Source organism: Labrys sp. HAY1-8F (assembly GCF_056754975.1).
Map to the genome: position 1 here is coordinate 1,777,742 of NZ_JBPGWZ010000001.1, position 25,361 is coordinate 1,803,102.

21 protein-coding genes are annotated in these 25,361 nt (G+C 62.8%); 3 read left to right on the top strand and 18 right to left on the bottom strand.

Features of this window, described 5'->3' with window-relative positions; all coding sequences use genetic code 11:
* Positions 1 to 162 precede the first annotated feature (162 nt).
* The 7 genes from ACR9ZN_RS08165 to ACR9ZN_RS08195 form a co-directional block, all read right to left on the bottom strand.
* Complete coding sequence (locus ACR9ZN_RS08165) at positions 163 to 1,164, bottom strand: ABC transporter ATP-binding protein (RefSeq protein WP_454819158.1); 1,002 nt, start codon at positions 1,162 to 1,164, stop codon at positions 163 to 165.
* A gap of 35 nt (positions 1,165 to 1,199) precedes the next feature.
* Positions 1,200 to 2,030 (bottom strand): carbohydrate ABC transporter permease, encoded by an 831-nt coding sequence (locus ACR9ZN_RS08170; protein WP_441771544.1) that lies wholly within the window; start codon positions 2,028 to 2,030, stop codon positions 1,200 to 1,202.
* A gap of 3 nt (positions 2,031 to 2,033) precedes the next feature.
* Positions 2,034 to 2,900, bottom strand: a complete 867-nt coding sequence (locus tag ACR9ZN_RS08175) for a carbohydrate ABC transporter permease (RefSeq protein WP_434959884.1) — start codon at positions 2,898 to 2,900, stop codon at positions 2,034 to 2,036.
* Between the two features lie 266 nt (positions 2,901 to 3,166).
* Positions 3,167 to 4,423: an ABC transporter substrate-binding protein gene (locus tag ACR9ZN_RS08180; RefSeq protein ID WP_481271980.1), complete on the bottom strand. Its 1,257-nt coding sequence runs from the start codon at positions 4,421 to 4,423 to the stop codon at positions 3,167 to 3,169.
* Between the two features lie 387 nt (positions 4,424 to 4,810).
* The gene (locus ACR9ZN_RS08185; RefSeq protein WP_434959883.1) at positions 4,811 to 5,767 is read right to left on the bottom strand and encodes a sugar-binding transcriptional regulator; all 957 of its coding nucleotides are present in this window, start codon (positions 5,765 to 5,767) and stop codon (positions 4,811 to 4,813) included.
* A 182-nt stretch (positions 5,768 to 5,949) separates the two neighbouring features.
* Positions 5,950 to 6,363: a MarR family winged helix-turn-helix transcriptional regulator gene (locus ACR9ZN_RS08190; RefSeq protein WP_434959882.1), complete on the bottom strand. Its 414-nt coding sequence runs from the start codon at positions 6,361 to 6,363 to the stop codon at positions 5,950 to 5,952.
* A 37-nt stretch (positions 6,364 to 6,400) separates the two neighbouring features.
* Positions 6,401 to 7,174, bottom strand: coding sequence for a ferredoxin--NADP reductase (locus tag ACR9ZN_RS08195; protein ID WP_434959881.1), 774 nt, complete (start codon positions 7,172 to 7,174; stop codon positions 6,401 to 6,403).
* A 640-nt stretch (positions 7,175 to 7,814) separates the two neighbouring features.
* Here ACR9ZN_RS08195 and ACR9ZN_RS08200 point away from each other — a divergent pair.
* Complete coding sequence (locus tag ACR9ZN_RS08200) at positions 7,815 to 9,299, top strand: mannitol dehydrogenase family protein (protein ID WP_481271866.1); 1,485 nt, start codon at positions 7,815 to 7,817, stop codon at positions 9,297 to 9,299.
* Between the two features lie 218 nt (positions 9,300 to 9,517).
* Here ACR9ZN_RS08200 and ACR9ZN_RS08205 read toward each other — a convergent pair whose 3' ends face one another.
* The 11 genes from ACR9ZN_RS08205 to ACR9ZN_RS08255 all read right to left on the bottom strand — a co-directional run bounded on the left by ACR9ZN_RS08205 (position 9,518) and on the right by ACR9ZN_RS08255 (position 23,492).
* The gene (locus tag ACR9ZN_RS08205) at positions 9,518 to 11,149 is read right to left on the bottom strand and encodes a mucoidy inhibitor MuiA family protein (protein ID WP_454819153.1); all 1,632 of its coding nucleotides are present in this window, start codon (positions 11,147 to 11,149) and stop codon (positions 9,518 to 9,520) included.
* Between the two features lie 183 nt (positions 11,150 to 11,332).
* The gene (locus tag ACR9ZN_RS08210) at positions 11,333 to 12,190 is read right to left on the bottom strand and encodes a type 1 glutamine amidotransferase (protein ID WP_434959878.1); all 858 of its coding nucleotides are present in this window, start codon (positions 12,188 to 12,190) and stop codon (positions 11,333 to 11,335) included.
* 165 nt (positions 12,191 to 12,355) lie between these two features.
* Positions 12,356 to 12,697, bottom strand: coding sequence for an ADP-ribosylation/crystallin J1 (locus ACR9ZN_RS08215; protein WP_454819377.1), 342 nt, complete (start codon positions 12,695 to 12,697; stop codon positions 12,356 to 12,358).
* Between the two features lie 73 nt (positions 12,698 to 12,770).
* Positions 12,771 to 14,360: a phosphoglycerate dehydrogenase gene (gene serA / locus ACR9ZN_RS08220; RefSeq protein WP_434959876.1), complete on the bottom strand. Its 1,590-nt coding sequence runs from the start codon at positions 14,358 to 14,360 to the stop codon at positions 12,771 to 12,773.
* Positions 14,361 to 14,499: 139 nt separating this feature from the next.
* Positions 14,500 to 15,666 (bottom strand): phosphoserine transaminase, encoded by a 1,167-nt coding sequence (locus ACR9ZN_RS08225; RefSeq protein WP_454819150.1) that lies wholly within the window; start codon positions 15,664 to 15,666, stop codon positions 14,500 to 14,502.
* Positions 15,667 to 15,845: 179 nt separating this feature from the next.
* Positions 15,846 to 16,151, bottom strand: a complete 306-nt coding sequence (locus tag ACR9ZN_RS08230; RefSeq protein ID WP_434961305.1) for a cupin domain-containing protein — start codon at positions 16,149 to 16,151, stop codon at positions 15,846 to 15,848.
* A gap of 140 nt (positions 16,152 to 16,291) precedes the next feature.
* On the bottom strand, positions 16,292 to 17,212 hold the full coding sequence (locus tag ACR9ZN_RS08235; protein WP_434959874.1) for a carbohydrate ABC transporter permease: 921 nt from the start codon (positions 17,210 to 17,212) through the stop codon (positions 16,292 to 16,294).
* A 16-nt stretch (positions 17,213 to 17,228) separates the two neighbouring features.
* Positions 17,229 to 18,335: a carbohydrate ABC transporter permease gene (locus ACR9ZN_RS08240; protein WP_481271867.1), complete on the bottom strand. Its 1,107-nt coding sequence runs from the start codon at positions 18,333 to 18,335 to the stop codon at positions 17,229 to 17,231.
* A gap of 212 nt (positions 18,336 to 18,547) precedes the next feature.
* Positions 18,548 to 20,224, bottom strand: coding sequence for a substrate-binding domain-containing protein (locus ACR9ZN_RS08245; protein ID WP_481271868.1), 1,677 nt, complete (start codon positions 20,222 to 20,224; stop codon positions 18,548 to 18,550).
* A gap of 240 nt (positions 20,225 to 20,464) precedes the next feature.
* The gene (locus tag ACR9ZN_RS08250; protein ID WP_434959871.1) at positions 20,465 to 21,526 is read right to left on the bottom strand and encodes an ABC transporter ATP-binding protein; all 1,062 of its coding nucleotides are present in this window, start codon (positions 21,524 to 21,526) and stop codon (positions 20,465 to 20,467) included.
* Positions 21,527 to 21,680: 154 nt separating this feature from the next.
* A complete protein-coding gene (locus ACR9ZN_RS08255; RefSeq protein WP_481271869.1) occupies positions 21,681 to 23,492 on the bottom strand; it encodes an amidohydrolase in 1,812 nt (603 codons plus the stop codon).
* Between the two features lie 93 nt (positions 23,493 to 23,585).
* On the opposite strand from ACR9ZN_RS08255, the gene ACR9ZN_RS08260 reads away from it, so the two are divergent.
* On the top strand, positions 23,586 to 24,536 hold the full coding sequence (locus tag ACR9ZN_RS08260; protein ID WP_441771537.1) for an ABC transporter ATP-binding protein: 951 nt from the start codon (positions 23,586 to 23,588) through the stop codon (positions 24,534 to 24,536).
* Positions 24,536 to 25,297 (top strand): ABC transporter permease, encoded by a 762-nt coding sequence (locus ACR9ZN_RS08265; protein ID WP_434959868.1) that lies wholly within the window; start codon positions 24,536 to 24,538, stop codon positions 25,295 to 25,297. Before ACR9ZN_RS08260 ends, ACR9ZN_RS08265 begins: the two co-directional genes overlap by 1 nt.
* Positions 25,298 to 25,361 lie beyond the last annotated feature (64 nt).

Sequence of the window (25,361 nt, forward strand, 5' to 3'; positions counted from 1 at the left end):
ACGGTCAATCTAATGCGGCATGCTGATTCGACGAAGTCAATCCTGCATTCGCCCTACAATTGACGGGCATTTTTGCGGGAATTCGGACGCGACCGGCTGCACTGCAGGCGCCGGGCCGCGAGGCGGGTCCGGGGACCCGCCTCGCAGATGGCAGACCCATGCTCAGGCCAGGGACAAGCCCTTGTCGTCGAAGCGATGGAGGCGATCTGGCTGAGGCGTGAGATAGATGGTGTCGCCGGTGCTCAGGCTGAATTCGCCCGGTGCTCGCGCGGTGACCCGAGTGCCTTCGTCGAGATCGATGTAGAAGAAGGTGTCAGAGCCTAGGTGTTCGGAGATCGAGATCTTGCCCTTCCACTGTCCTTCGGTGGGAGACAGGTTGAGATGCTCGGGGCGGATGCCGATGGTGACGGCATTGTAGTTGGCCGCCGCCGCGTCCTTCAGGAAGTTCATCTTGGGCGAGCCGATGAAGCCGGCGACGAACAGGTTCCTGGGCTTGTTGTAGAGCTCGAGCGGCGAGCCGACCTGTTCGACATTGCCGGCATTGAGCACCACGATCTTGTCGGCCATGGTCATGGCCTCGACCTGATCGTGGGTGACGTAGATCATCGTGGTCTTCAGGTCCTTGTGGAGTTGGGAAATCTCGATGCGCATGTTGACGCGGAGCGCCGCGTCGAGGTTCGACAAGGGCTCGTCGAACAGGAAGGCCTTGGGCGAGCGCACGATGGCGCGGCCGATGGCGACGCGCTGGCGCTGGCCGCCCGAGAGCTGGCGCGGCTTGCGGTCGAGGTAATTGGTGAGGTTGAGCGAGGCGGCGGCCTTGGAGACCTTCTGGTCGATGACGTCCTTGCTTTCGCCCGCCATCTTGAGGGCGAAGGCGATATTGCTGCGCACGCTCATATGCGGGTAGAGCGCGTAGGACTGGAACACCATGGCCAGCCCCCGCTTGGAGGGCGGCGCCTGCGCCATGTCGACGCCGTCGATCTTGATCTCGCCGGAGGTGGTGTCCTCCAGGCCGGCGATCAGGCGCAGCAAAGTGGACTTGCCGCAGCCTGAAGGGCCGACGAAGACCACGAACTCGCCATCCTCGATGTCGAGGTCGAGATCGGGAATGATCACGACTTCACCGAAGGCCTTGCGCACATTGCGAAGATTGAAGCGCCCCATTTACGCAGCTCCCCATTCTGAAGTGTTTTGGCTCGTCATTTCACGGCGCCGAAGGTAAGGCCGCGCACGAGTTGCTTTTGCGAGAACCAGCCGAGCACCACGATCGGCAGGATGGCGAGGGTGGAAGCGGCCGACAGTGTCGCCCAGAACAGTCCCATCTTGGCCGAATAGCCCGCGATGAACTGCGGCAGCGGCGCGGCATCGAAAGTGGTCAGGTTCAGGGTCCAGAACGCCTCGTTCCAGGCCAGGATGGTGTTGAGCAAGAGCGTGGAGGCGATGCCGGGAATGGCCATCGGCGTCAGCACATAGACGATCTCGCGCCAGAGCGAAGCCCCGTCCATACGGGCCGCTTCCAGGATCTCGCCGGGGATCTCCTTGAAGTAGGTGTAGAGCATCCACACCACGATCGGGAGGTTGAGCAGGAACAAGACGACCATCACGCTCCAGCGGCTGTCGAGCAGGCCCCAGCGGTTGAAGAGCAGGAAAATCGGCATCAAGGCGCCGACAGCCGGCATCATCTTGGTGGAGAGCATCCACATCAACAGGTCCTTGGTGCGCTTGCCGGGTGCAAAGGCCATGGCCCAGGCTGCGGGAACCGCGAAGATCAGGCCGAGCAGGGTCGAGCCGACCGACAGGAAGATCGAGTTGAGCGCGGCCCTGCCATAATTGGATTGGGTGAAGATGTTGCGGTAATTCTCCAGCGTCCACTCGAAGAAGACGAATTTGGGAGGCAGAATGCCAGCCTCGCCCTCCGTCTTGAAGCTGGTGATCACCATCCACAGGATGGGGAAGAAGATCAGAAAGCCGACGATCCAGGCGGCGGTTGTAACGGCGACCTTGCGCCGGGTGGAAACTGCGCGTGCCATGGCTCAAGCCTCCAGGTTCTTGCCGATCATGCGGACGAGGAAGAAGGCGACGATATTGGCCAGCACCACGGCGACTAGTGCGCCGGCCGAGGCCGCTCCGATATCGTGGTCGCCCGCTTCGGTGAGATAGACCAGGAAGGGCAGGTTGGCGGTATTCAGGCTGCCATTGGTGGTGACCTTGATCTCGGCGAAGATGTTGAGGAGGAAGATGGTCTCGATCAGGATCACCACCGTGATGGCGCGCGAAAGATGCGGCAGCACGATGTAGAAGAAGAAGGAGAGCGGCTTGGCGCCGTCGAGCTGGGACGCTTCCTTCTGCTCCTCGTCCAGGGACTGGATGGCGGTGAGCAGGATCAGGGTGGCGAAGGGCAGCCATTGCCAGGCGACGATGATGATGATCGACAGGAGCGGCCAGTTGGTGAACCAGATGACCACCGGCAGATGCAGCGTCTGCGAGACCCAGGTCAGCAGGCCTGAATCGGCGTTCATGAACAGGTTCTTCCAGATCAGCGCAGCCACGGTCGGCATCACGAAGAAGGGCGCCAGCACCATCAGGCGCACGATGCCCTGGCCGGCGAAGGGCTGATCCATCAGAAGGGCGATCAGGATGCCGCCGACGATAGTGATGGCGAGCACTGAGCCGACGATCAGCAGCGAGACGCCCAGCGATTTGAAGAAGGTGGGGTCCGTCAGGAAATAGGTATAGTTCGCGAAGCTGTTCCAGTAGAAATTCGTCGGGTCGTCGAGCGTGTAGTTGTTCAATGAATAGTAGATCGTCAGGATGAGTGGAACGATCATCCAGATGAAGAGCATGATGACCGAGGGCGCGACAGCCACCCTGGCCAGCACGCGCGTCTGCTGCGTTGCCATCTTGAGGTCCTCCCCACAGACCAAATCTTGAATGTTCCTGAGCAAAGCGCGTTCAAGCCCGAACGCCTATTTGATCGGGTACTTTGCTGCGACGTCCCGGCGATTCTCGGCAATCCCGCAAGATCTTGGCAATCCCGCAAAACCTGGTGATCTCTTCGAATCGCAAGACGCTTCGTTCAAGTCTTGAAGGTGGCTGTCCCGGTGACGAAGAGCCGGGACAGCCAAGTTTCAGGAGGGGCGATGAGCCCCGTCCCGGGAGGAACGGGTCATTTGATATAGCCGGCCTTGGTCATGGTCCGGGTCACCAGTTTCTGGGCAGCGGCCAGGGCGTCGTCGATCGAGGTCGAGCCGGCCAGGGCGGAGGAGAATTGCTGACCCACCGAGGTGCCCATGCCCTGGAACTCGGGAATGGCGACGAACTGTACGCCGACATAGGGCACTGGCTTGACGGTGGGATGGGTCGGATCAGCCGACATGATCGAATCCAGCGTCAGCTTGGCGAAGGGCGCAGCCTTCTGGTAATCGGCATTGTTGTAAAGCGAGGCGCGGGTTCCGGGAGGTGCCGCGGCCCAATTGCCCTCGACCTTGGCGACCAGGGCCGAGTAGTCCTTGCTGGTCGCCCAGGCGATGAACTTCTCGGCGGCTTCCACCTTCTGCGAGCCGGCGGGGACAGCGAGCGACCAGGCCCACAGCCAGTTGGCATTCTTGCCCATGCCCGTATTGGGGGCGAGGGCGAAGGCGACCTTGTCGGACACGGTCGATTGCTTGGGATCGGTCACGAAGCCGGCCGCCACCGTGGCATCGATCCACATGGCGCATTTGCCCTGGTTGAACAGGGTCAGGTTCTCGTTGAAGCCGTTGGAGGAAGCGTCCGGCGGGCCGGCCTCCTTGAGCAGGTTCACATAGAAGGTGAGCGTCGCCTTCCATTCGGGCTGGTCGAACTGGGGTTTCCAGCTTTCATCGAACCAGCGGGCACCGAAGGAGTTGGACATGGCGGTGAGGAAGGCCATGTTCTCGCCCCAGCCGGCCTTGCCGCGGAGGCAGATGCCGTAGGTGTCGGCGGTCTTCAGCTTCTTGGCGGCATCGGCCACGAAGTCCCAGGTCGGGCTGTCGGGCATCTTCAGCCCGGCCTTCTCGAACAGATCCTTGCGATACATGATCATCGAGGATTCGCCGTAGAAGGGAGCGGCGTAGAGCTTGCCTTCATAGGTCAGGCCGTCGCGGATCGGCTTGATCAGGTCATGGGTGTCATAGCCGTCGCCGAGCTTGTCGAGCGCAACCAGCCAGCCCTTCTTGGCCCAGATCGGCACTTCATAGGTACCGATGGTGAGGACGTCGAACTGGCCCGCCTTGGTGGCGATGTCGGTCGTCACCTTCTCGCGCAGGGCATTCTCTTCGAGCGTGACCCAGTTCAGCGTGATGTCCGGATTGGCCTTGGTGAAATCCTCCGAAAGCTTCTGCATCCGAACCATGTCGCCATTGTTCACCGTGGCGATCGTCAACGTCTCGGCGGCCCCGGCCATTGGGGACCAGGCGAGGGAAACGCCGCAGGCCAGCGCGCCTGCAAGCGCAATCAGTGATTTTGCCGTTTGCACCAGAACCTCCCGTAAAAGTTGCGCGCCGCTTGTCACGGCTTGTGGGCGTGGGCAGACGCCCAATACGAGGGCATATTCTCAGCGACGCAGCTTAATGTCAAGCCGCCTCATGCGTCAGGATGGCACCCAGTGGGCAGACAGGTGCCAGCGGGCGCGGAAGCGTTCCGTGCGCTCGTGCTGTCGCTGGTGTTGGGTGGGAGCAGGGGGGCTGGCGATGTGCCGGAGTCGTCAAGAATCGTAAAGACGCTCGAGCCAATCCGTTGGCTTGGAAGCAGGGGTAGCGCGAAGAAGCCTTAAGCCTGAACGCGATTTGCTTTAGGACTGCTCGAGCAGGGCAGCCGCCGTCTGTTCATCGGTGATCAGGCCGGAAAGCAGGTCGCCGTTCAGGGCGGCGCGGATCGGGGCGATCTTGCGCTGGCCGGCGGCGACGCCGACCACCGGCACGAGGCGGGCGAGCCGGTCGGGACGGAAGCCGGGGAGGCGCTCGGTATAATCATTCTGCAAGATGCGGCCGTTACGATCGAAGGGCCAGGCGGCGATTTCGCCGATTGCGCCGTTCTCAAGCAGATAATGCATCTCCGATTCCAGGACGAAACCGTCCTGGTGAATCGGGGAGCCGTAGCTGACGTCGCTGACGCCGACATAGACGGCCCGTGCCGTCTCCACCAGTTCCTGCAGCAGAGTGTGTACCGGCTGGCTTCGCAGGGACTGGCAATGCTCGATGGTGTCGGCGAGCACCGGCATTTGCAGCGGGTAGCATTTGGCGTCGAGCTTGTCGGCTAGGCGCATGGCGATCTCGAAGGGGCTGACACAGCCATCACGGGCGGCGTTGCCGACGATAGACACCATCTTGAGATCGGGGCGCGGCTTGGCCGAGATCTCGCGGACCATGCGCAGCAGAGTACGGCCGGTCGAAAAGCCGAAAACACCCGAACCGCGCTGACCGAACTGGGTCTCGAGGATCTGCGCGGCGGCCAGGCCCACGGCCGCCAGGGGATCATGCAGGCCGTTCGGCACGACCTCGCAGATGGTCAGTCCGTAGCGTTCGCGCAATTGCTTGGCCAGGGCTGTGCATTCGGCGATGGGGCTCTGGATGCGGAACTCGATCACCCGTTCCGAGACCGCGAGCGCGACCAGACGCTGCACGCTCTGGCGCGAAATGTCGAATTGGGTAGCGATCTCGTCCTGGGTCGCTCCGTCGATATAATAGAGCCAGGCGGCGCGGGTGGCGAGGTCGAGCTTGCGGTTTTGCAGGTCTCCCAGGTCGCTCATGATGTCCCATACCTCCGAGTATTTGCCCAGGCTGGTTGCGAACGCCCAGTTTTATAACCTAGAATGCATTCATCGCCCACCAACGCAAGCTTGCTGTCGCTCAGAGGTACGATTTTGATTCCGGCGGCGATGGAAGCGAGCCTTGGCATGGGTGCGGGCAGTGTTGGCGGGCGGGCGGCGGTCTAGCGCAGTTTGCCCAGCAGGCCGAGCAGGGCGTCCCGCTCGGTTTCGCTCAAGGGTGCCAGGGTCTGGTCGGTTACCTTTGCTGCCCGGGCCACCAATTGGGCATAAAGGGCTTGCCCGGAGGCCGACAGGGAGACGACGAGGCGGCGGCGATCCTCGGCGTCGGGCCTCGTTTCAATCAGGCCGCGACGAGACAGCCGCTCCACCACCCCCTTGACGGTGGCGACATCCATGGCGGTGAGCCGGCCCAGGAGATTCTGGGAGGAGGTGCCGAGCTCGGCGAGCTTGGCCAGCACCGCCCATTGCATCGGCGTCAGATCCTCACCCAGACCATCGGAAAACAGAACGGCATGCCTCTGGTAGACTTGCCTCAGAATGAAGCCAATCTGATCGTCCAGTCTGTAATCGGTCATGGCATCCTGGCGGCGAATCGGGTGTCGGACGCCGAGCCTACTTGTCCACGAAGGCCTTTTCGATCACGAAATCGCCTGGCTCGCCATGATTGCCTTCGACAGCGCCGCGCTCCTCCAGCAGGACCTTGAGATCACGCAGCATTTCGGGGCTGCCGCAGATCATCACGCGATCCTGCTCGATGTCGAGCGGCGGCAAGCCGATATCCTCGAACAGCTTTTCGGACTTGATCAGGTCGGTGATGCGGCCGGTGTTGCGGAAGGCCTCGCGTGTCACCGTGGGGTAATAGATCAGTTGTTCGCGGACCGACTCGCCCAGGAATTCATGGGCGGGGAGCTCATGGGTGATGCGTTCGCCATAGGCCAGTTCCTGGACTTGGCGGCAACCATGGATCAGCACGATCTTCTCGAAACGGGAATAGGTCTCCGGATCCTTGATCAGGCTGAGGAAGGGAGCAAGGCCGGTGCCGGTGCCGACGAGATAGAGGTGGCGGCCGGGCTTGAGATTGTCGAGCAGCAGCGTGCCGGTGGCCTTGCGTCCGACGATGATGGCATCGCCTTCCTTGAGATGCTGCAGGCGGGAGGTGAGCGGCCCGTCCTGCACCTTGATGGAAAAGAATTCGAGCGTCTCTTCGTGATTGGCACTGACCAGGCTATAGGCGCGTAGCAGCGGGCGGCCATTGACCGGCAGGCCGATCATGGTGAACTGACCATTCTCGAAGCGGAAGCCCGGATCACGCGTCGTGGTAAAACTGAACAGCTTGTCGGTCCAGTGATGAACGCTCAGAACCCGTTCTTCGTTGAAATTGCTCATCCTGGCTGCCTCGCCGCTAAGCAGCTTCCTCCAGATCGGGCATGGCCGCGATCAGGAGGAGCTGCAAGGTATCAAACATCTGCAGAGTTTCCTGGCGAGGCCCATTCGGGGGCCTCGCCAGGAAACTCTGCCTAGGTCGTCACTCATTCTCACCGTGGAGATATCCGCAAATAATCTGGCAATCAAATAAATAAACAAGGAATTGCGTGAATTAGAACCGATCCACGGTGGAGGTGATAATTTTAGGGAAAATTCGTTAGTGTGCAAACGAATTTTCGACATGGATAAAATGATCGCCTGCAACAAGCTCTTGCCAAAATCTGGGAAGCAAGGCCAAGTATGGCGTTGTTGCAGGCACGCCTTCGAATTGCGGTCAGGCGTTGCCGCTCCTAGAGCAAGGGGCGTTTCGGCGGAAACGCTGGTTTGCCTTAGTTCTTTGCTTGAACGCATCTTTGCGATTCTTGGTGATTCCACCAAATCGCAAAACGCTACGGCCGGACGAGAACAGGAGGGGCAGCCCCGTTCCCGATCCGGGATCCACCAACCCCAGCATGGAGGCTCGGGCAGGCTCGTCTTGCCGGCTCGACCTCACGTCAGACGGCGCCGGGTCGCGGCAGCCGCCGCCATCATGGAGACGATCTTGAAGAAGCTTTCCTTGAAAACCCTTGGAAACCTCGGCGCTGCCATCGCCGTTCCCGGGTATGATCGTTCCGCCGTGCGCCCGGGTATCGTGCATTTCGGCCTCGGCAATTTCCATCGGGTCCACCAGGCCGTCTATGTCGATCGCTGCCTGCATCGGCCCGGCAATGAGGGCTGGGGCATCTGCGGCGTCGAGTTGATCGACGCCCCGGCCACCCGCGCCAAGGCCGAGGCCTATCGTGGCCAGGACTGCCTCTATACCGTCACCGAATATGCACCCGACGGTTCGGCGAACACTCGGGTTGTTGGAGCCATGGTGGATTATCTGCATGCGCCCGACGATCCCGAAGCGGTGCTGACGCGCCTCAGCCATGCCGATACCCGCATCGCCTCGCTGACGATCACGGAGGGCGGCTATAATCTCGACGAGACCACCGGTGTGTTCAAGCTCGATACCCCGGAGGTCGCCCTCGACCTGGCCGGTGGCGCCCCGTGCACGGCTTTCGGTTTCATCGTCGAGGCCTTGCGCCGCCGGCGAGAGCAGGGGACAGGACCTTTCACGGTGATGTCCTGCGACAATCTCCGGCACAATGGCGATACGGCGCGCAAGGCGATCGTTTCCTTCGCCCGCGCCCGTGATGCCGGACTCGCGGCCTGGATCGAGGCCGAGGTCGACTTCCCGAACTCGATGGTCGACCGCATCGCGCCCCAGATCCCGCCCGAGGTGAAGGATCGCCTCAACCAGCGCAGCGGTATCGACGACGCCGTGCCGGCCCTGGGTGAAACCTTCAGCCAATGGGTATTGGAGGACGACTTCCGCGCCGGACGCCCGCCTTTCGAGGAAGTCGGGGTGGAAATGCGCGACGACGTGCCGACCTTCGAATTCATGAAGGGGCGCATGCTCAACGCTTCGCACATCCTGCTCGCCATGCCCGGCATTCTCATGGGCTATCGCATCGTGCATGAGGCGCTGGGCGACAAGCGCCTCCATCGGTTGCTTGAGACTTTCCTCGACCGCGATGCCATTCCACGCATCGAGGGGCCGAAGGGCGTTTCGCTGGAGGACTACAAGAACGCGGTACTCGAGCGCTTCTCGAATCCAGCGATCAACGATCAGTTGCTGCGCATCGCTTTCGACACCACGGCCAAGATCCCGGTCTTCCACTCCAGGACGCTGGAGATGCTGCTGGCCGACGGCGGCGATCTCCGGCGCGAAGCCTTTTTCCTTGCCTGTTTCGGGGCCTATCTGACCGGCAAGGACGACAGGGGCGAGGCGTTCGATGTGGTGGAGCCGCGCCTTAGCGAGCAAGATTGGGAGCTCGTCCGCGGCGGCAATCCGCTCGACCTCCTGCGCACCAGCCCCTTCGCCAAGCTTGGCCTTGCCGAGCATATGGAATTCGCCAAGCTCTATGCCGGCTATGTCGCCTCCATCCAGGCGACGTCCGCCGGCCAGACCCTGGACGCGCTGCTGGTCGAGACGGCTTGAGAGTAAATTATGGCGTTCTCCTTCTCCCCTTGCGGGACCTGGCACTTCCAGCGGAAGTGCCTTGGATCCTGGCAAGGGGATGAGAGGGTGTCAGCTCGTCCTCTGCAAAGTGGTGTATCTCCCCTCATCCGCCCCTTCGGGGCACCCGGTCCACTCCAAGTGGAGTGGACGATACCCACAAGGGGAGAAGGCTGGTCCGCGCTCTATTCTTATAGGGCTCAATCCAGGTTGATCGTTTCGGCGCCCGGCCAGGTGACCTTGTAGCCGAAATTGATATCCTTGGTGGCACCAGCGGCGAGATCCACCGTCCATACCAGCACGCCGCGACGATTGTCGGCATCGCGCTGGGTCGGCGGCGTCGTCTGGGCTGAGGCCTCCACCTTGATGTCCTTGTTTTCGGCCACCGGCAGGGCTTCCTCGATCGAGAGCTTGATGGCGTTGGGGCGGCCATTGCGCAGGCTGATCTTGTAGTCGCGCCTTTCGCTGGTGGTGGGGCGGGTGATGCCGGTATTGCTTTCCACCTTGCGCGTCACGGCCCGTTCCACCTTGATGCGATCGTCGGCACCGAAACCGAGGCGGACGGGTTCTCCCTTGGTGGCGAGCGGCATGGCGGTCTGGCCGGCATAGAGGCCGTCACGATAGATCGAGACGGAACCCGGGAAGAGCGGCGTGTCCTCGCCGTTGCTGAAACTGGCTTCGAGGAAGGCCGTCTGCTGCAGGGAGGGCACGGCTCGCGCCACGATGTCCGGGGTGAGCTTGGCGGAGGCGAGACGCAGCGCCTTGGAGCCGGGGCCCGAGGGCACGCTGGCGCGGGCCGGAAGGGTCCACACGCTCTGGTAGCCGGCCGTGTTCAATTTCGCCTCGGTTTCCCGTCCCGGCCTCGGTTGGGCTTGCTTTGCCACGGCAGCCGGCGGCGCTGGGCGCGCCTCGCTCTCTTCAGCGCGGTTGCGGGCCAGGGCGTCGACCGGCAGTGCAAAATAGTCGGGTTGGAAATTGAGGACATAGCTGGCGAGTTTGGGAGGCGCGGCGCCCGAAGTGGCTCGGGCGGTCGAGATGGTGAGCGCAACGTCGCTCCAATCTTCGCCGGTCGCTTGCGTGACCTTGGCTCGCCTGACGAGTTCGAGCTCACCCTTCTCGCTGTCGAGCCGGGCATCGTAGAGCGGTGACCAGCCGGCATTGCCGATCAGATAGGAGACGGCGATGCGGCCTTTCGCGGCCTGCTCGGCATTGACTGAGAGGCGAAGTTGCGTGCGCTTCTGGCCCTCCGGGCGGCCGTCGCGCTGGCTCTGGAGCTTGGCGATCTCCTCGTCGAGGTCGCGGATCTTGACGGCATTCTGGCGCAGCGCCTCGTTGACCTCCGTCATATCGTCGCCGACCGCATTCCAGGCACCGCGCAGGGCGGTGACATTGCTGCCTTCCTTCGTGGCGTTGAAGGTGGCGCCATTGGCAAAACGCTCGATCAGGCCGCGCTTGGCCAGCAGAGCCTTGCCGATCCCGGCAAGGCCTTCGCGCTTGTCCTTGAGATCGCGCAGGGCCCCGGTGGCAGCGGCATCGGGAACGGGACCGTCAAGCAGAGCGTCGGCGAGATCGGTTCCCGAGAGCGAGACGCCGGCAGCCTCGCGCATGTCGACACGGATCGAGGCGGCATCGAGACCGACGGGCAGGTCCTTGGTAACCAGCACGGTTTCGCCTGCCGGAATGTCGAACTCGATGATGCGCGTCACCGTCGCGCCGTCGGGATAGACAGCCACGGCATCGATCTTCGACTGCACCCCCAGATCTCCCGCGAAGACCGGCGTGGTGCCCAGTAGCAGAAAGGCGGTAAGAGCGAGGCGAGGGACGGCGGACATGACGGATCTCCATTGCGGGACCGCCATGGGAAAGCAGGATTGCGGCGCGATGGCGGCCGCAACGTTAGGCTGTATCGACGGGAACAAGGGCGCCGGAAGCATGGTGTGCCGATCAGGAGATCGGCACACCAAAGTTGCATTGCGATCGGAGACACAGCACCGATCGAATGCGGCAATTTCAGGTCATCCGCGACCGCGCTCGGAAATCACCGGCTTCACGCGCAGCTCGATGAAGTTTTCGATCTCCCTCAGCCGGCGGCGGGCGTCGAGGATGTCGGGGCCGATGCCGTAGCGCCAGGAAATATCGGTGCGGCGCTTGTCGGAGACCAGCGCCTCCAGATCGGCCACCCAGCGATCAACAGCCTCGTCGTCGCGGAAGAAGCCCTCGGCGAGCAAGGTCGGCTTGTAGCGCCGCATGATCACCGTCAACTCGTTGAGCGAGAATTCGGGATGGTACTGAATGCCCCAGAAGCGGCCGCCGTCATGGCTGATGTCAACAGCCTGCACGTCGCTCACCGCATTGCTGGCGAGCACAATGGCGCCCTCGGGCAGGGCTTCGACTTCGTCGCCATGCACGCAGGGGCTGGTGAAAACAGGTGCCTTACCGGTGTAGAGAGGGTGGTCGCGTCCCTCGGCGGTCAGCGTGATGTCGCGCGCGATGCCGACCTCGCGACCCTTGGGATTGGCCCGCACCGAACCGCCGGCGGCGACGGTGGCGACCTGCAGGCCCCAGCAAGAGCCAAAGAAGGGCGTGCCGGATTTGTAGACCTCGCGGGCCAGTTCGACCTGGCGCATCGATTCCGGCTCGGCCTTCCAGATGTTGAGGCCGGAGCCGGTGATGACGACGCCGTCATAGCTTTCCAGGCCTGCCGCATCTGGCAGGTTGGTGCCTTCGTCGGCGGGCATCGCGATGTCGCAGACTGCATCCGGTGCGAGGCTCTTCAGCACTGCCGCATAGGATTCCGACGGCGTAAGGCCGTAGGTCGCGCGGTGACGTTCACGCGCTGCACGGACATTGCCTTCGACGACGAGGAGACGCATCGCTCACCTGTGATCACATTTTGCCGCGACCGGGTTTAGCAGTCCGCGGGCCGGCGGGAAAGAGTAATGATCCATACAAGATGGGGATTGGGGCGGCAAAATGAAGCGTTTGGTATGCGTGCCTCGAACATTTCTCGGCACGAACCCGCCTGAGCCGGGCTTCGCTCAGGGAAAGGAGTCGACGATTTCGATTCCACCGACGATGGCGGCATTGAAGGCGGGAAGATCCTCCGCCGGGATCCAGTATTCCTGATGATCCTTGCCGCCGGCATCCTGGATCGCATAGCGTTCAAGGAAGGTCTGGTCGACTTCAAAACGGGTCACGAAGCCGGACCCGCTGGCCGGCACATTCCAGTCTCGCGCTATTTTCACGGCATAGGCCCGCGCCGTTACCGGATAGAAAATGGGCTGATCGGGCAGGCGCGGAGGAAACGTCTTCATGCCGCTCGCTTGGATCAGCCCCAATTCCGCCGGACCGACGGGACGCCACAATGTTACCCCAGCCATGTCGTCCCCATCCTTGCCGGTGCCCCCGTTCAACACAGTGGGCACCGGCCGATCGTAGATGGCTATCGTAGCCTCAGAAGGTCAGCGCCTTCACCTGCACCACGTTCGGGATGGTGTTGATTTCCTTGAGCAGGGTTTCGCTCACCACCTGGTCGATACCGACCAGGGCGATGGCATTGCCGCCCTCGAAATCGCGCCCGAACTGCATATGGGCGATGTTGATGCCGTTCTCGCCGAGCAGCGTGCCGATGCGGCCGATGAAGCCGGGGCGATCATGGTTGGTGATGTAGAGCATGCGCGGCAGGAGGTCCGCCTCCACATTGATGCCCTTGATCTGCACGATGCGCGGCTTGGTGCCGGCGATGATGGTGCCGGCCACGGCTCGGGTCAGGTTCTCGGTCTCGACCTCGAGCGTGATCAGGCTGTCGTGGTCGCCCGTCTTTTCGCGCGTGGTTTCCTCGATGACGATACCGCGTTCGCGCGCCACGCTGGGAGCTGCCACGATGTTGATGTCGGCCAGAGCCGGACGCAGCAGACCCGCCACCGCGGCGGAGGTGAGCGCCTTGATCTTCATATGGGCGACATCGCCCTCATAGACGATGCGGATGGTCTTGATGTCGGTCTCGGTGAGCTGGCCGGCAAAGGAGCCGAGCTTTTCGGCAAGCGAGATATAGGGCTTCAGGCGCGGGGCCTCTTCCGCCGTGATCGAGGGGAAGTTGACGGCATTGGAGATGGCGCCGCGCAACAGATAGTCCGACATCTGTTCGGCGACCTGCAAGGCGACGTTCTCCTGGGCTTCCGAGGTGGAGGCGCCCAGATGCGGCGTGCAGATCACGTTGGGCAGACCGAACAGCGGGTTCGCCGTGGCCGGCTCCTCGATGAAGACATCGAAGGCAGCGCCACCGACATGACCCGATTTCAGGAGCTCGGCCAGCGCCTCCTCGTCGACCAGGCCGCCGCGGGCGCAATTGATGATGCGCACGCCCTTGCGCGTCTTGGCCAGCGCCTCGCGCGACAGGATGTTCCGGGTCTGCGGCGTCATCGGCGTGTGCAGAGTGATGATTTCAGCACGGGCGAGCAGGTCGTCGAGCTCGACCTTCTCGACGCCGAGCTCCAGCGCACGCTCGGCGCTCAGGAAGGGATCGAAGGCGATCACGCGCATCTTCAGGCCGACGGCGCGATCGGCGACGATCGAGCCGATATTGCCGCAGCCGATGATGCCGAGCACCTTGCCGGTGATCTCGACGCCCATGAAGCGGTTCTTCTCCCACTTGCCGGCCTGGGTGGAGGCGTCGGCGGCGGGAATCTCGCGGGCCAGCGCGAACATCATGGCGATGGCGTGCTCGGCGGTGGTGATGGAATTGCCGAAGGGGGTGTTCATCACGATCACGCCGCGGGCCGTGGCGGCCGGGATGTCGACATTGTCGACGCCGATGCCGGCGCGGCCGATCACCTTGAGATTGGTGGCCTTGGCGAGGATGGCGGCGGTGACCTTGGTGGCCGAGCGGATGGCGAGGCCGTCATAATTGCCGATGATCTCGGCGAGCTTGTCCTTGTCCTTGCCGAGGGCAGGCTGAAAATCGACCTCGATGCCGCGATCCTTGAAGATCTGGACGGCGGCGGGGGACAGGGCGTCGGAGATGAGAACCTTGGGGGCGGTCATGGGGAGGCTCCTGCGGAGCGCGGACATCTCAGCGACATGACCTCATGTCGTGATGTCCGCATTTTGAAACGGAGAGGGTCCAAGGAAGAGCGGATATCACGACATGAGGTCATGTCGCTGAGATGTCCGCGCTCCAGTATCAGCCGAGTGTGGCGATCGCCTTGTGGAACGACCAGTCGAGCCAGGGCATCAGGGCTTCGACGTCGGCGGTCTCCACCGTGGCGCCGCACCAGATGCGCAGGCCCGGAGGGGCGTCGCGATAGGAGCCGATGTCGAGCCCGGCCTTCTCCGCCTCGATGGCCGAAGAAAGCGCCTTGGCGAAGGCAGCCTGTCCGTCCGGAGCGAGCGCCGCCACCCTCTCGTCCACCACCTTCAGGCACACCGAGGTGTTGGAGCGGGTGGCCGGATCCTTGGCCAGGAAGTCGATCCAGGGCGTCTTCTCGACGAAGCGCTCGATGGCGGCGAGGTTGGCGTCGGCGCGGGCGATCAGCCCGTCGAGACTGCCCGTGGCCTTGGCCCAGTTCAGCGCGTCGAGGTAATCCTCAACGCAGAGCATCGACGGCGTGTTGATGGTCTCGCCCTTGAAGATGCCCTCGATCAGCTTGCCGCCCTTGGTCAGGCGGAAGATCTTGGGCAGCGGCCAGGCCGGTGTATAGCTCTCCAGCCGGGCGACGGCACGAGGGGAGAGGACGAGCATGCCATGGGCAGCCTCGCCGCCGAGGGCCTTCTGCCAGGAGAAGGTCGTAACGTCGAGCTTGGCCCAGTCGAGGCGCTGGGCGAAGGCGGCCGAGGTGGCGTCGCAGATGGTGAGGCCTTCACGGTCGGCCGGGATCCAGTCGGCGTTCGGTACGCGCACGCCGGAGGTGGTGCCGTTCCAGGTGAAGACGATGTCGCGATTCCTGGCGTCGATCTCGCCGAAGTCGACGATATCGCCATAACCGGCCTTGAAGATGCGGGCATCTTCAAGCTTCAGCTGCTTGACGACGTCGGTGACCCATTCGGCACCGAAGGACTCCCAGGCCACCACGTCGACGCCGCGTGCGCCGAGCAGCGACCACAGCGCCATCTCGACGGCACCCGTGTCGGAAGCCGGCACGATGCCGATGCGGTAGTCCGCCGGCACGCCGAGCACGTCACGGGTCAGTTCGATCGCCTGTTCGAGCTTGGTCTTGCCAAGCTTCGCACGATGCGAACGGCCGAGGGCGGCGGATTTGAGGGAGTCGGGGGTCCATCCGGGGCGCTTGGCGCAGGGGCCGGACGAAAAGTTAACTACAGCGGGCTTGGCCGCTGGCACTGGTAGTGTCATCGCGATGTCTCCATCCTCGCAGATGGGCGTTCCTCGTTGGGGAGGAATGTCCCGCAGCCCGTATGCGCTGCGGCGAGGATGGCGTCAAGAGACTTTTGATGGTCGGATACAGGAAACTTTGACGTAAGCCTTTCGATGGCGCGGCCGTGGCAGAAACGCCGCGGCCGCGCCTGGTATTGTCAGACCTGCACCACGAAATGCTTCAGCACGGGCTTGGTGATCTCCCACACGCCCTTGAAATCGGCCTCGATGACGAAGGCGTCGCCGGGACGGAGCGTGACCGCCTCGCCGCCGTCGGGCGTGATGATGATCTCGCCCTCGATGAGATGGACGAACTCATAGGCCGAATAGGTGGCGTGATAGGTGCCCGGTGTCGCCGCCCAGGTGCCCGAAATGATCTTTCCGTCCGCCGAGGTGTGCTGCACCCAGGTCTTCATCGTCGGCGAGCCGGCGCGCACGACCCAACCTTCGAGGTCGGTGGTCATCGGGTCGGCGCCGGGAGCGGGAAACTTGAAAACGGTGGGATGGGCCAAATCGATTACTCCTGTTGTGGATGGTCGGAAGCTACCAGACCACCGGTGACGCCCTTATCGCAAAGCGACGGATTTCGGCCGGGCACTGCCCGTCACTTCACCGAGCCGGCCGTTAGGCCCTTGACGATGTAGCGCTCCAGGAAGATGCCGATCAAAGCGAGCGGGGCGATCGCCGTGGTGGCGAGCGCGGCCATCGACCACCAGTTGATGCCCTGCGAGCCGGTCTGGCTCGCCACCATCACCGGCAGGGTCTTGGCATCCGAGGAGGTCAGCAAGGCCGCGAAGAAATATTCGTTCCAGGTCAGCACCAGCGCGAGGATGAAGGCCGCTACCATCCCGGGCAGAGCGATCGGCAGGATGATGTGCCAGAAGGCGCCCCAGAGCGACAGGCCGTCGACCAAAGCGGCTTCGTCGAGTTCGGTGGGAATAGTGTCGAACTGGTCGCGCATGATCCAGATCACGATCGGCAGCACGGTGAGGGTGTAGAGCAGGATCAAGCCGATGCGGGTGTCGAGCAAAGCGAGCTCGCGGTAGAGCACCAGGAAGGGCAGGGCCAGCACCACCGGCGGCAGGATCAGCTGAGACAGGAAGAAGAAGGAGATGTCGCGGTTGCGCATCCAGCCGAATTTGTACTGGAAGCGGCTGAGGCCATAGGCGGCCAAGGAGCCGATCACCACGGCGAGCAGCGAGGCGCCGAGCGAGGTGATCACGCTGTTCAAGAAGCGCGACAGGAATTCCGAGCGCACCGTCGAGGTCGAGCCGAGCGTATCGGGCGAAAGGCCGAGCGAGCGCCAGCCCTTCCAATCAGGCTGGAAGTCGAGCCAGGGAATGAGATGCCCCTGGGTGACATCAACAGCCGATTTCATCGAGGTGGTCAGCGTCCAGTAGATCGGAAACAGGCAGATGAAGGCCCAGGCGATCAGCGCGCCATAGATCAGCACGCGGCTGAGCACGGTGGTCAGGCGGAAGGCGGTGTCGCGGGGCGCTGCGGTCGGGATGGCTGTCGTCGTCATGTCGATCTCTTCCCGGTCAACTGCTGCGCTGTATGAAGCGGTTGGCAACGTTCAAAAGCAGGGTGACGACGACGATGATCGCCACCAGATAGAACATCGCCAGCATGGTGCCGTAGCCGACATTCGAGCGGTCCCGATACTCGCGGTAGATGAAGCTCGATACCGTGTCCGTTGCCCCGCCGGGCCCGCCGGAGGTAGTGTTGATCACGATATCGGCGAGCTTGAGCTTGAAGATGATGCGCAGCACGATCGCCGTGATCGAGACGGGCAGCATCAGGGGGAAGATCATCTCCTTGAACTGCTGCCAGCCGGAGGCGCCATCGATCTTGGAGGCTTCCATCACTTCCTTGGGCAGGGCCTGCAGGCCAGCCAGCAGCAGGATCATCAGGAAAGGAATCGAAACCCAGGCGTCCATCGCCTCGATCGAGAGGCGGGCGATCCAGGGATCGGTGAAGAAGGAGGGGCTCTTCCAGCCCAGTTCCCGCATCAGCTTGGCCACCGGCCCGTAGCGATATTCCATCATCGACTTGCCGACCATCCAGCTCACCGCCACGGGGCTGAGCATGAAAGGCAGGAGGAAGGCGACACGGAAGAATTTGCGGGCCTTGATCTCGGCGTTGAGCAGGAGGGCGAGGCCGAAGGCGATGGCATATTCCACCAGCACCATCAGCACGTAGAACACCATGTTGGCGAGGGCGTTCCAGAAATCGGCGTCGTGGAAGAGCGCGACGAGATTGTCGAGGCCGTTGAAGCGCTGGCCGGCGAAGGAGGAGAGGTTCCAGTCGGTCAGGGCGATGTAGAAGCCGAAAATGGTGGGGAAGATCACCATCGCCACGGTGAACAGCACGGCCGGCAGGATGAACAAAGCGCGCTCGCCCGCTTCCCCTCGCATCAGTACCTGCCCGACGCCGAGCGCCATCGACCACAGCACGAAGGCGTAGAGCACGGGCCGCCAATTGTCGAAGCCGAAAGCCAAGCCTTGTTTTTCATGCAGGAACTGCACCAGGGCGGCAACGATCAGGAGAACGGAGGCCAGGCCGATCAGCAGCCGGCCAAGCAGGATGCGGCTGCCTGAGATGGAGGAGGAGGCGCGCGTGGCGGTTGCAGACGAGGTCGGCGGCATCAGATCCCCAGGACGCGAAACGAGATTGAAAAGCGCGACTCCCACCTTCTACCCTTGTGGGAGAAGGTGGCGCGAAGCGCCGGATAAGGGGTGGCTGCTCCAGGCTCAGCATTGGTCGCAAGACCCCTCATCCCCCTGCCGGAACCCAAGGCACTTTCATGGAAAGTGCCAGGTCCCGCAAGGGGAGAAGGTACCTTATCGGCGTGGGGTGCTTAACCCTGCAGTCCCAGCGAGGCCTTGTAGAGCTTGATCTGCTTCTCGCGGCCGATCTGGTCGGTCAGCTTTTCCCAGGCCGCGGCGATCTGGTCGGCGCCTTCCTGGGCCTTGAGCTGGCCGGCATAGATCTTGGCGAGGATGTCCTCGGCCAGGCTGTAATATTGGAAGATGCCGGGGATGCGCGGCTCGATCGCTCCGTTGGGGTGGTTGTAGGAGTTGAACTGCGAGTCGAGATAGTTGGAGATGAAGGTCTTGTCGTAACCGGCCGCCACCCACTCCTCGATATTGTGCTGGCTGTTGCGGTAGCACTGGAAGCCGGAGGGATAGACCGCCGTCCACAGCGCCAGATCCTTGCCGCCGAGATGGGCGGCGGCGCTCCAGGCGGCCTTGTGCTTCTTTTCGTCCTTGTCGACGCGCGCCATCACATAGACGCCCCAGCCGAGATAGGCGAGGTTGGGTGCGAAGTTCGGGCCGCTTGCCAGCTTGTCCCACTTGCCGGTCTTGGCATTGTAGACATCGTCCGAGCCCGGCAGGATGTCGAAGCCGCATTTGTCGCCGATGACCGATGAATCATTGGTCTTGGCGTTGGAACCGATATCGCCCCACCACACGCACATCGAGCCGGTGCCGCCGAGGAACTGTTGGAAGCCGGTGGTGTTGGGGTCGGCGTTCAGCTGGTCGGCGGGCTCGGAGGGTAGGGCGTCGAGCACGTCCTGGATGGCGCGCACCCAGGCCGGGTTGTTGATGCGCGGCTTCATGGTGTCGATATCGAACAGCCAGGCCTTGTCGTCGGGGTGCTTGGCATAGGCGGTGGCGCGGCTGCCGAGGAAATAGAAGCCGAAGCCGCCCCATGCCTTGCAGGCGTCGAGATAGCCATAGGCATCCTGGCCGTCGACCTGCTTGCCCTTGAGGAATTTGGTCACCGCCTGCACCTGCTGCCAGGTGCGGGGCGCTGCCCATTCGGTGGTGTTGCCGGCTTCCTTCCAGGCTTTGGCCAGGGCCTCGTCCTTGAAGTAGTCGGTGCGGTAGTTGAAATTGTGGGTGTCGCCGTCAATGGTAACGCGATACTGCTTGCCGTCCCAGGTGCCGACGGGCGGCTTGAGGTAGGAGACGAGATCGTCCATGTCGATCTGCTTCTTCACCCAGTCAGGCATTTCCGAAGCAAGGCCCTTGCCGCAGACGTCGCCCTCGAAGGGCGCCCCCATCTCGAGCAGGTCGAAATCGACCGTGCCTGTCGCGATGGCTTGTTGCAGCCGAGGGTTGTAGTCGGCCTGGGCGAGATCGATCCAGTTGATCTTGGCGCCGGTATAGGCCTCCCAGGGCTTGAGGAAACCGCGGAACAGGAGGTTGTGCAGGTTCTGGTTGTTGAGCCCCATGAAGGAGAGCTCGACGCCCTTGAACTCGCCTTCCTTGATGGAGGCCTTGGTGGCGCTGAGGCAAAGTTCGCCGACCTTTTGCCAGTCCGCATCGGTGGGCGACCCCTTGCCGACCCCCGGGATTTGCAGGATCTTGGCGCGCAGGTCGCTGGCTTCGTCCGCCAGGGCCGGCTCGATGGCGGCGGTGACGCCCAGGCTGCCCATCGCAGCCAGAGCGCCGACGCTGGCGGCGCCCTTGAGCAGCCCGCGGCGGCTCGCCTGCAGGGCGAGGAGATTCTTGTAGTCTTCCGTTCTCACGTCGATTCTCCCGTTCTGAATGGCTTGTTTTATTCTTGGCTGTTTCGCAGCAGGGACGTTTCTTCGAACCGCTCCGACAACGGTTGGTTGTGGCGAAGTGTGCGGATGCTAGGAAGGCCTCGTTTGCTCGTCAACAAAAAGGTCAGACCATTCCGGGTGCACGGGCATCTTGCCCGTTCTTTTTCTGCAATGAGCGCGATCGCTCCAAGAACGGACGGGACGTCCGTGCACCCGGAAATCTCAGTTCAGCCTCAAACCGGTCTCGGCATCGAAAAGATGCACGGCGGCAAGATCGGGCTGGAGCGCCAGGATTTCGCCCGAGCCGGCCGTCACCCGCTCGCGGAAGACGCCGAGCACCCGCTGTTCGCCGAGCTGGGCGAAGACCTGGGTTTCGGCACCGGTGGGCTCCACCACGCTGATCCTGGCCTGCAGGCTGCCGCCGAGGGAAAAATGCTCGGGGCGGATGCCGTAGACGACACGCCGGCCCTCGCCCCCCGCCGGAACGGCTGATACGGGCAACTCCATGCCGTCATCGGTGACGAAGCGTGGCGTCGGGCTGGTTTCCAGCCGGCCCTTGATGAAATTCATGGCGGGCGAACCGATGAAGCCTGCGACGAACAGGTTTGCCGGCCGGTCATAGAGCTCGAGGGGTGAGCCGATCTGCTCGATGATGCCGTCATGCAGCACCACGATGCGATCGGCCATGGTCATGGCCTCGATCTGGTCGTGGGTGACATAGATGGTGGTGGTCTTCAAGCGCTGATGCAGTTCCTTGATCTCGGCGCGCATCTGCACGCGCAGTTTGGCGTCGAGATTGGAAAGCGGTTCATCGAACAGGAACACCTGGGGCGCGCGCACGATGGCACGGCCCATGGCAACGCGCTGGCGCTGGCCGCCGGAGAGCTGGCGTGGATAGCGCGCCAGATAGGGGCCGAGATCGAGGATCTCAGCCGCCCGTTTCACCCGTTCGTCGATCTCGGTCTTCGGCGTCTTCCGGATCTTGAGCGCGAAGCCCATGTTTTCGGCCACGGTCTTATGCGGGTAGAGCGCATAGCTCTGGAATACCATGGCGATATCACGATCACGCGGCGGCAGGTCGTTGACGAAGCGATCACCGATCTTGAGGCTTCCCTCGGTGATCGGCTCGAGGCCGGCGATCATGCGCAGCAGCGTGGACTTGCCGCAGCCGGAAGGCCCGACCAGGGTGACGAATTCGCCGTCCTCGATGCTGACAGACACGCCATGAATGACCTTCTGGGTGCCATAGGATTTCTTGACGTCGATGACATCAACGGAGGCCATGCGGCGGGGTTTCCTCTGCCTGGATTTGTCGGACGAAGATTGGTAGCCGAATGCTTCGCCATTCGGCAAGGTCGGTGCCATTCTTTCCCATGTGCGGGAGAGAATGGCACCATTCCCTGCGGGAGTTGCCTGGCTAATCCGCCACGACTGCCCCCTATTTGAACTCCTCTGCCCGATGAACTTCCTTGCCGCCGACCACCGTCAGCAGCACCTTGGTCTTGGAGACCTCCTCCGGCGCGATCTTGAGCGGATTGCGGTCGAGCACGATCAAATCGGCGAACTTGCCCGGCTCCAGCGAGCCTGTGACCTCATCCTGATGCAGCTCATAGGCGGCGTCGATGGTGGCCGCCCTGAGCGCCTGGCCGATGGTCAGGCCGGGATCGGCATTGAGCCGGCCCGGATTGCTGGGGTCGCTGCGGGTGACGGCGATCTGGAAGGCATACCATTCGTTGAGCGGATCGACCGGCCAGTCGCTGCCGAAAGCGACGCGGGCGCCCGCCTTGTAGATTTGCCCATAGGGTTCGACGAAGGGCAGGCGCTTCGGCCCGGCCTGTTCCTTGATCGAGGCCACCTGGTCGGGCGAAGCCGCGCCCCATTGGAAGGAGAGGACGGGAATGGCGCCGAGCTTGGCGAAACGCGGCAGGTCCGCCGGGTCGACCATTTCGTTATGCGCCAGCGCTGGCCGGATGTCCTTGCCGGGCACCTTGGCGCGCATCGCCTCGATCGCATTGAGCGTGACATGGACGGCGCCATCGCCATCGGTATGCAGATGAGGATCGATTCCCGCCTCGGCGAGCCCGATCAGCAAAGGCGAGAGGAGGTCGGGCGCGACATAGAGCGAGCCGCTCACCGTTCCCGGCTGCCAGTCCGGCTTGTCGGCGCTGCCCTTGTTGACGAAATAGGGAGCCAACGTATAGCCCGTCTGCGCCGGCGCCTGGATGACGCCGTCCATGAAGATCTTGGCGTTGCGCAGCGTGATACCCGGTTCTGGCCGCAGCGGTCCTTGATCGAAGCGAGCCGCGTAGTCGCTGACGGTCTTGACCAGGGCTTCGGCCGTCTGGTCGGTATCGGTAGCAATTTTCGGGGCCAGATGGGCACGCGCGGTCAGTTCGCCCCGCTTTTGCAAGGTGGCCCAGGCGTTCATCTCACCCGGCTCGGCCGCCGCTTCGAGGAAGCTGGTGATGCCACCCTTGCGCAGGGCGTCGAGGGCGGTGCGCCCGAAAGCGAGATTCTGCTCCGCCTCCTGTTCGGGCGAGAGCTTGGGCATCGCCGCCATCACCAGTGCGTCGCCGCCATCCTCCAGCATGCCCGTCGGCTCGCCGGCGGCGTCACGGACGATCTTGCCGTCCTTGGGATCCGGCGTGTCCTTGCTAACCTTGGCGAGCGACAGGGCCCGGCTGTTGGCGAGCTTGGAGTGATAGTCGAAATTGATCACCAGGATGGGACGCTTGGTCTTGAGCCTGTCGAGCTCGCCGCGGGCCATGTCGGTGCCTGCGGGCAGCATCTTCTGGCGGAACCAGTTGTTGACGATCAGGAAGTCATCGTCTCCCGCTTTGGTCTCCTGGTCGAGGCAGGCCTGGATGGCCGCCAGGGTCTGGTCCAGCGTGAGGGCGGCATAGGCGAGATTGCAGCCCGTCAGGCTCTTGCCGCCGCCGAGGGGATGCATGTGGCCGTCGATCAGGCCGGGCATGGCCATGCGGCCGCCGAGATCGATCACCTTGGTCTGTGGGCCGATATGGGGCTTGGCATCCCCGCCGCTGCCCACGAAGACGATGCGCCCTTCGCGCACGGCCAGGGCCCCGGCCACGCTGTCCTTGCTGTCCGCCGTATAGATCGTGCCGTTGAGATAAACCGTGTCGGCAGGGGCGCTCCCCTCGGCGCGGGCGCCCGCTGAGCCGAACACTGAAATCGCGGTGAAAGCCGCGCCGAACAAGCCTGCCTTCAGGCCATGGCTAACCATCTTCATTCCCCCTAAGACCCCTCCCACTCCGCACTATCTTTCAAGAAACATGGTTGCGCTTGGTTTGGAAAGGCGCCATTTCCCCGCAGGGAGGCACTCATGAAAGCCAACAATTCACCGTCCGCTGCGGACGTCATCGTCGCAGTGTCCGGCGTCAGCAAGACCTACAAGTCCGGCTTCCAGGCCCTGAAAAGGATCGATCTCGACCTGCGCCGCGGCGAGATCTTCGCTTTGCTCGGCCCGAACGGGGCGGGCAAGACCACGCTGATCTCGATCATCTGCGGCATCGTCAATCCCTCGGGCGGCACGATCCGTGCCGACGGGTACGACATCGTCAGAGATTACAGGGCCGCCCGCACCAAGATCGGCCTGGTGCCGCAGGAACTGTCGACCGATGCCTTCGAGACGGTGTGGGCGACGGTGAATTTCTCGCGCGGCCTGTTCGGCAAGCCACCCAACCCCGCCTTCCTGGAAAAGATCCTGCGCGACCTCTCGTTGTGGGAGAAGAAAGACAGCAAGATCATGGCATTGTCGGGCGGGATGAAGCGCCGCGTGATGATCGCCAAGGCGCTCTCGCACGAGCCGACCATCCTCTTCCTCGACGAGCCGACGGCGGGCGTCGACGTCGAGCTGCGCCGTGACATGTGGGAGATGGTGCGCGGGCTGCGCGAGAACGGCGTGACCATCATCCTCACCACCCACTATATCGAGGAAGCCGAGGAGATGGCCGATCGCATCGGCGTGATCAACAAGGGCGAGATCATCCTGGTGGAGGACAAGGCCGAGCTGATGCGCAAGCTCGGCAAGAAGCAGCTCACCCTCAGCCTGCAGCAGCCTCTCGATGCGGTGCCGGCTGATCTCGCCGCCTATCGCCTCGATATCGCCGACAACGGCAACCAGCTCATCTACACCTTCGATGCCAAGGACGATCCGGAAGTGCTCTCGCGCCTGCTCCACGACGTCGGCGAAGCCGGCATCGGCTTCAAGGACCTGCAGACCAGCCAGTCCTCGCTCGAGGACATCTTCGTCAGCCTGGTGGGGGCGCACTGATGAACATTCACGCCATTCGCGCGATCTACGTCTTCGAGATGTCGCGCACCTTCCGCACGCTTCTGCAGTCGATCGCCTCACCGGTGATCTCGACCTCGCTCTATTTCATCGTGTTCGGCTCGGCCATCGGCAGCCACATGCCCACGGTGGGCGGCGTGAATTACGGCGCCTTCATCGTGCCCGGCCTGGTCATGCTGGCGATCCTGACCGAGAGCATTTCCAACGCCTCCTTCGGCATCTACATGCCGAAATTCATCGGCACCATTTACGAGGTGCTGTCGGCCCCGGTCTCGGTGGTGGAGATCGTCATCGGCTATGTCGGCGCGGCGGCATCCAAATCCATCCTGCTGGGCTGCATCATCCTGATCACCGCCTGGCCCTTTTCGCATTATTCCATCCAGCACCCGTTCTGGATGCTGGCCTTTCTGGTGCTGACTTCGGTGACCTTCAGCCTGTTCGGCTTTCTCATCGGCATCTGGGCGGATGGCTGGGAAAAGCTGCAGATCGTGCCGACCCTGATCATCACGCCTCTGACCTTTCTGGGCGGCAGCTTCTATTCGATCAAGATGCTGCCTGACTTCTGGCAGGGGGTCAGCCATTCCAATCCGGTTCTTTATCTCGTCAGCGGTTTTCGCTGGAGTTTCTACGGTGTCTCGGATGTCGACTTCGGGCTCAGCCTCGGCATGACGCTGGTCTTCATGCTGCTGTGCCTGGTCGCGATCGCGGTGATCTTCCGTACCGGGTGGCGGATCAAGGTCTGATGGGTTTTCGGGCGCCGGTCGGCAGTGGCGTCACAGGGTGATTTCATAGAAGAGCGAGATTTTA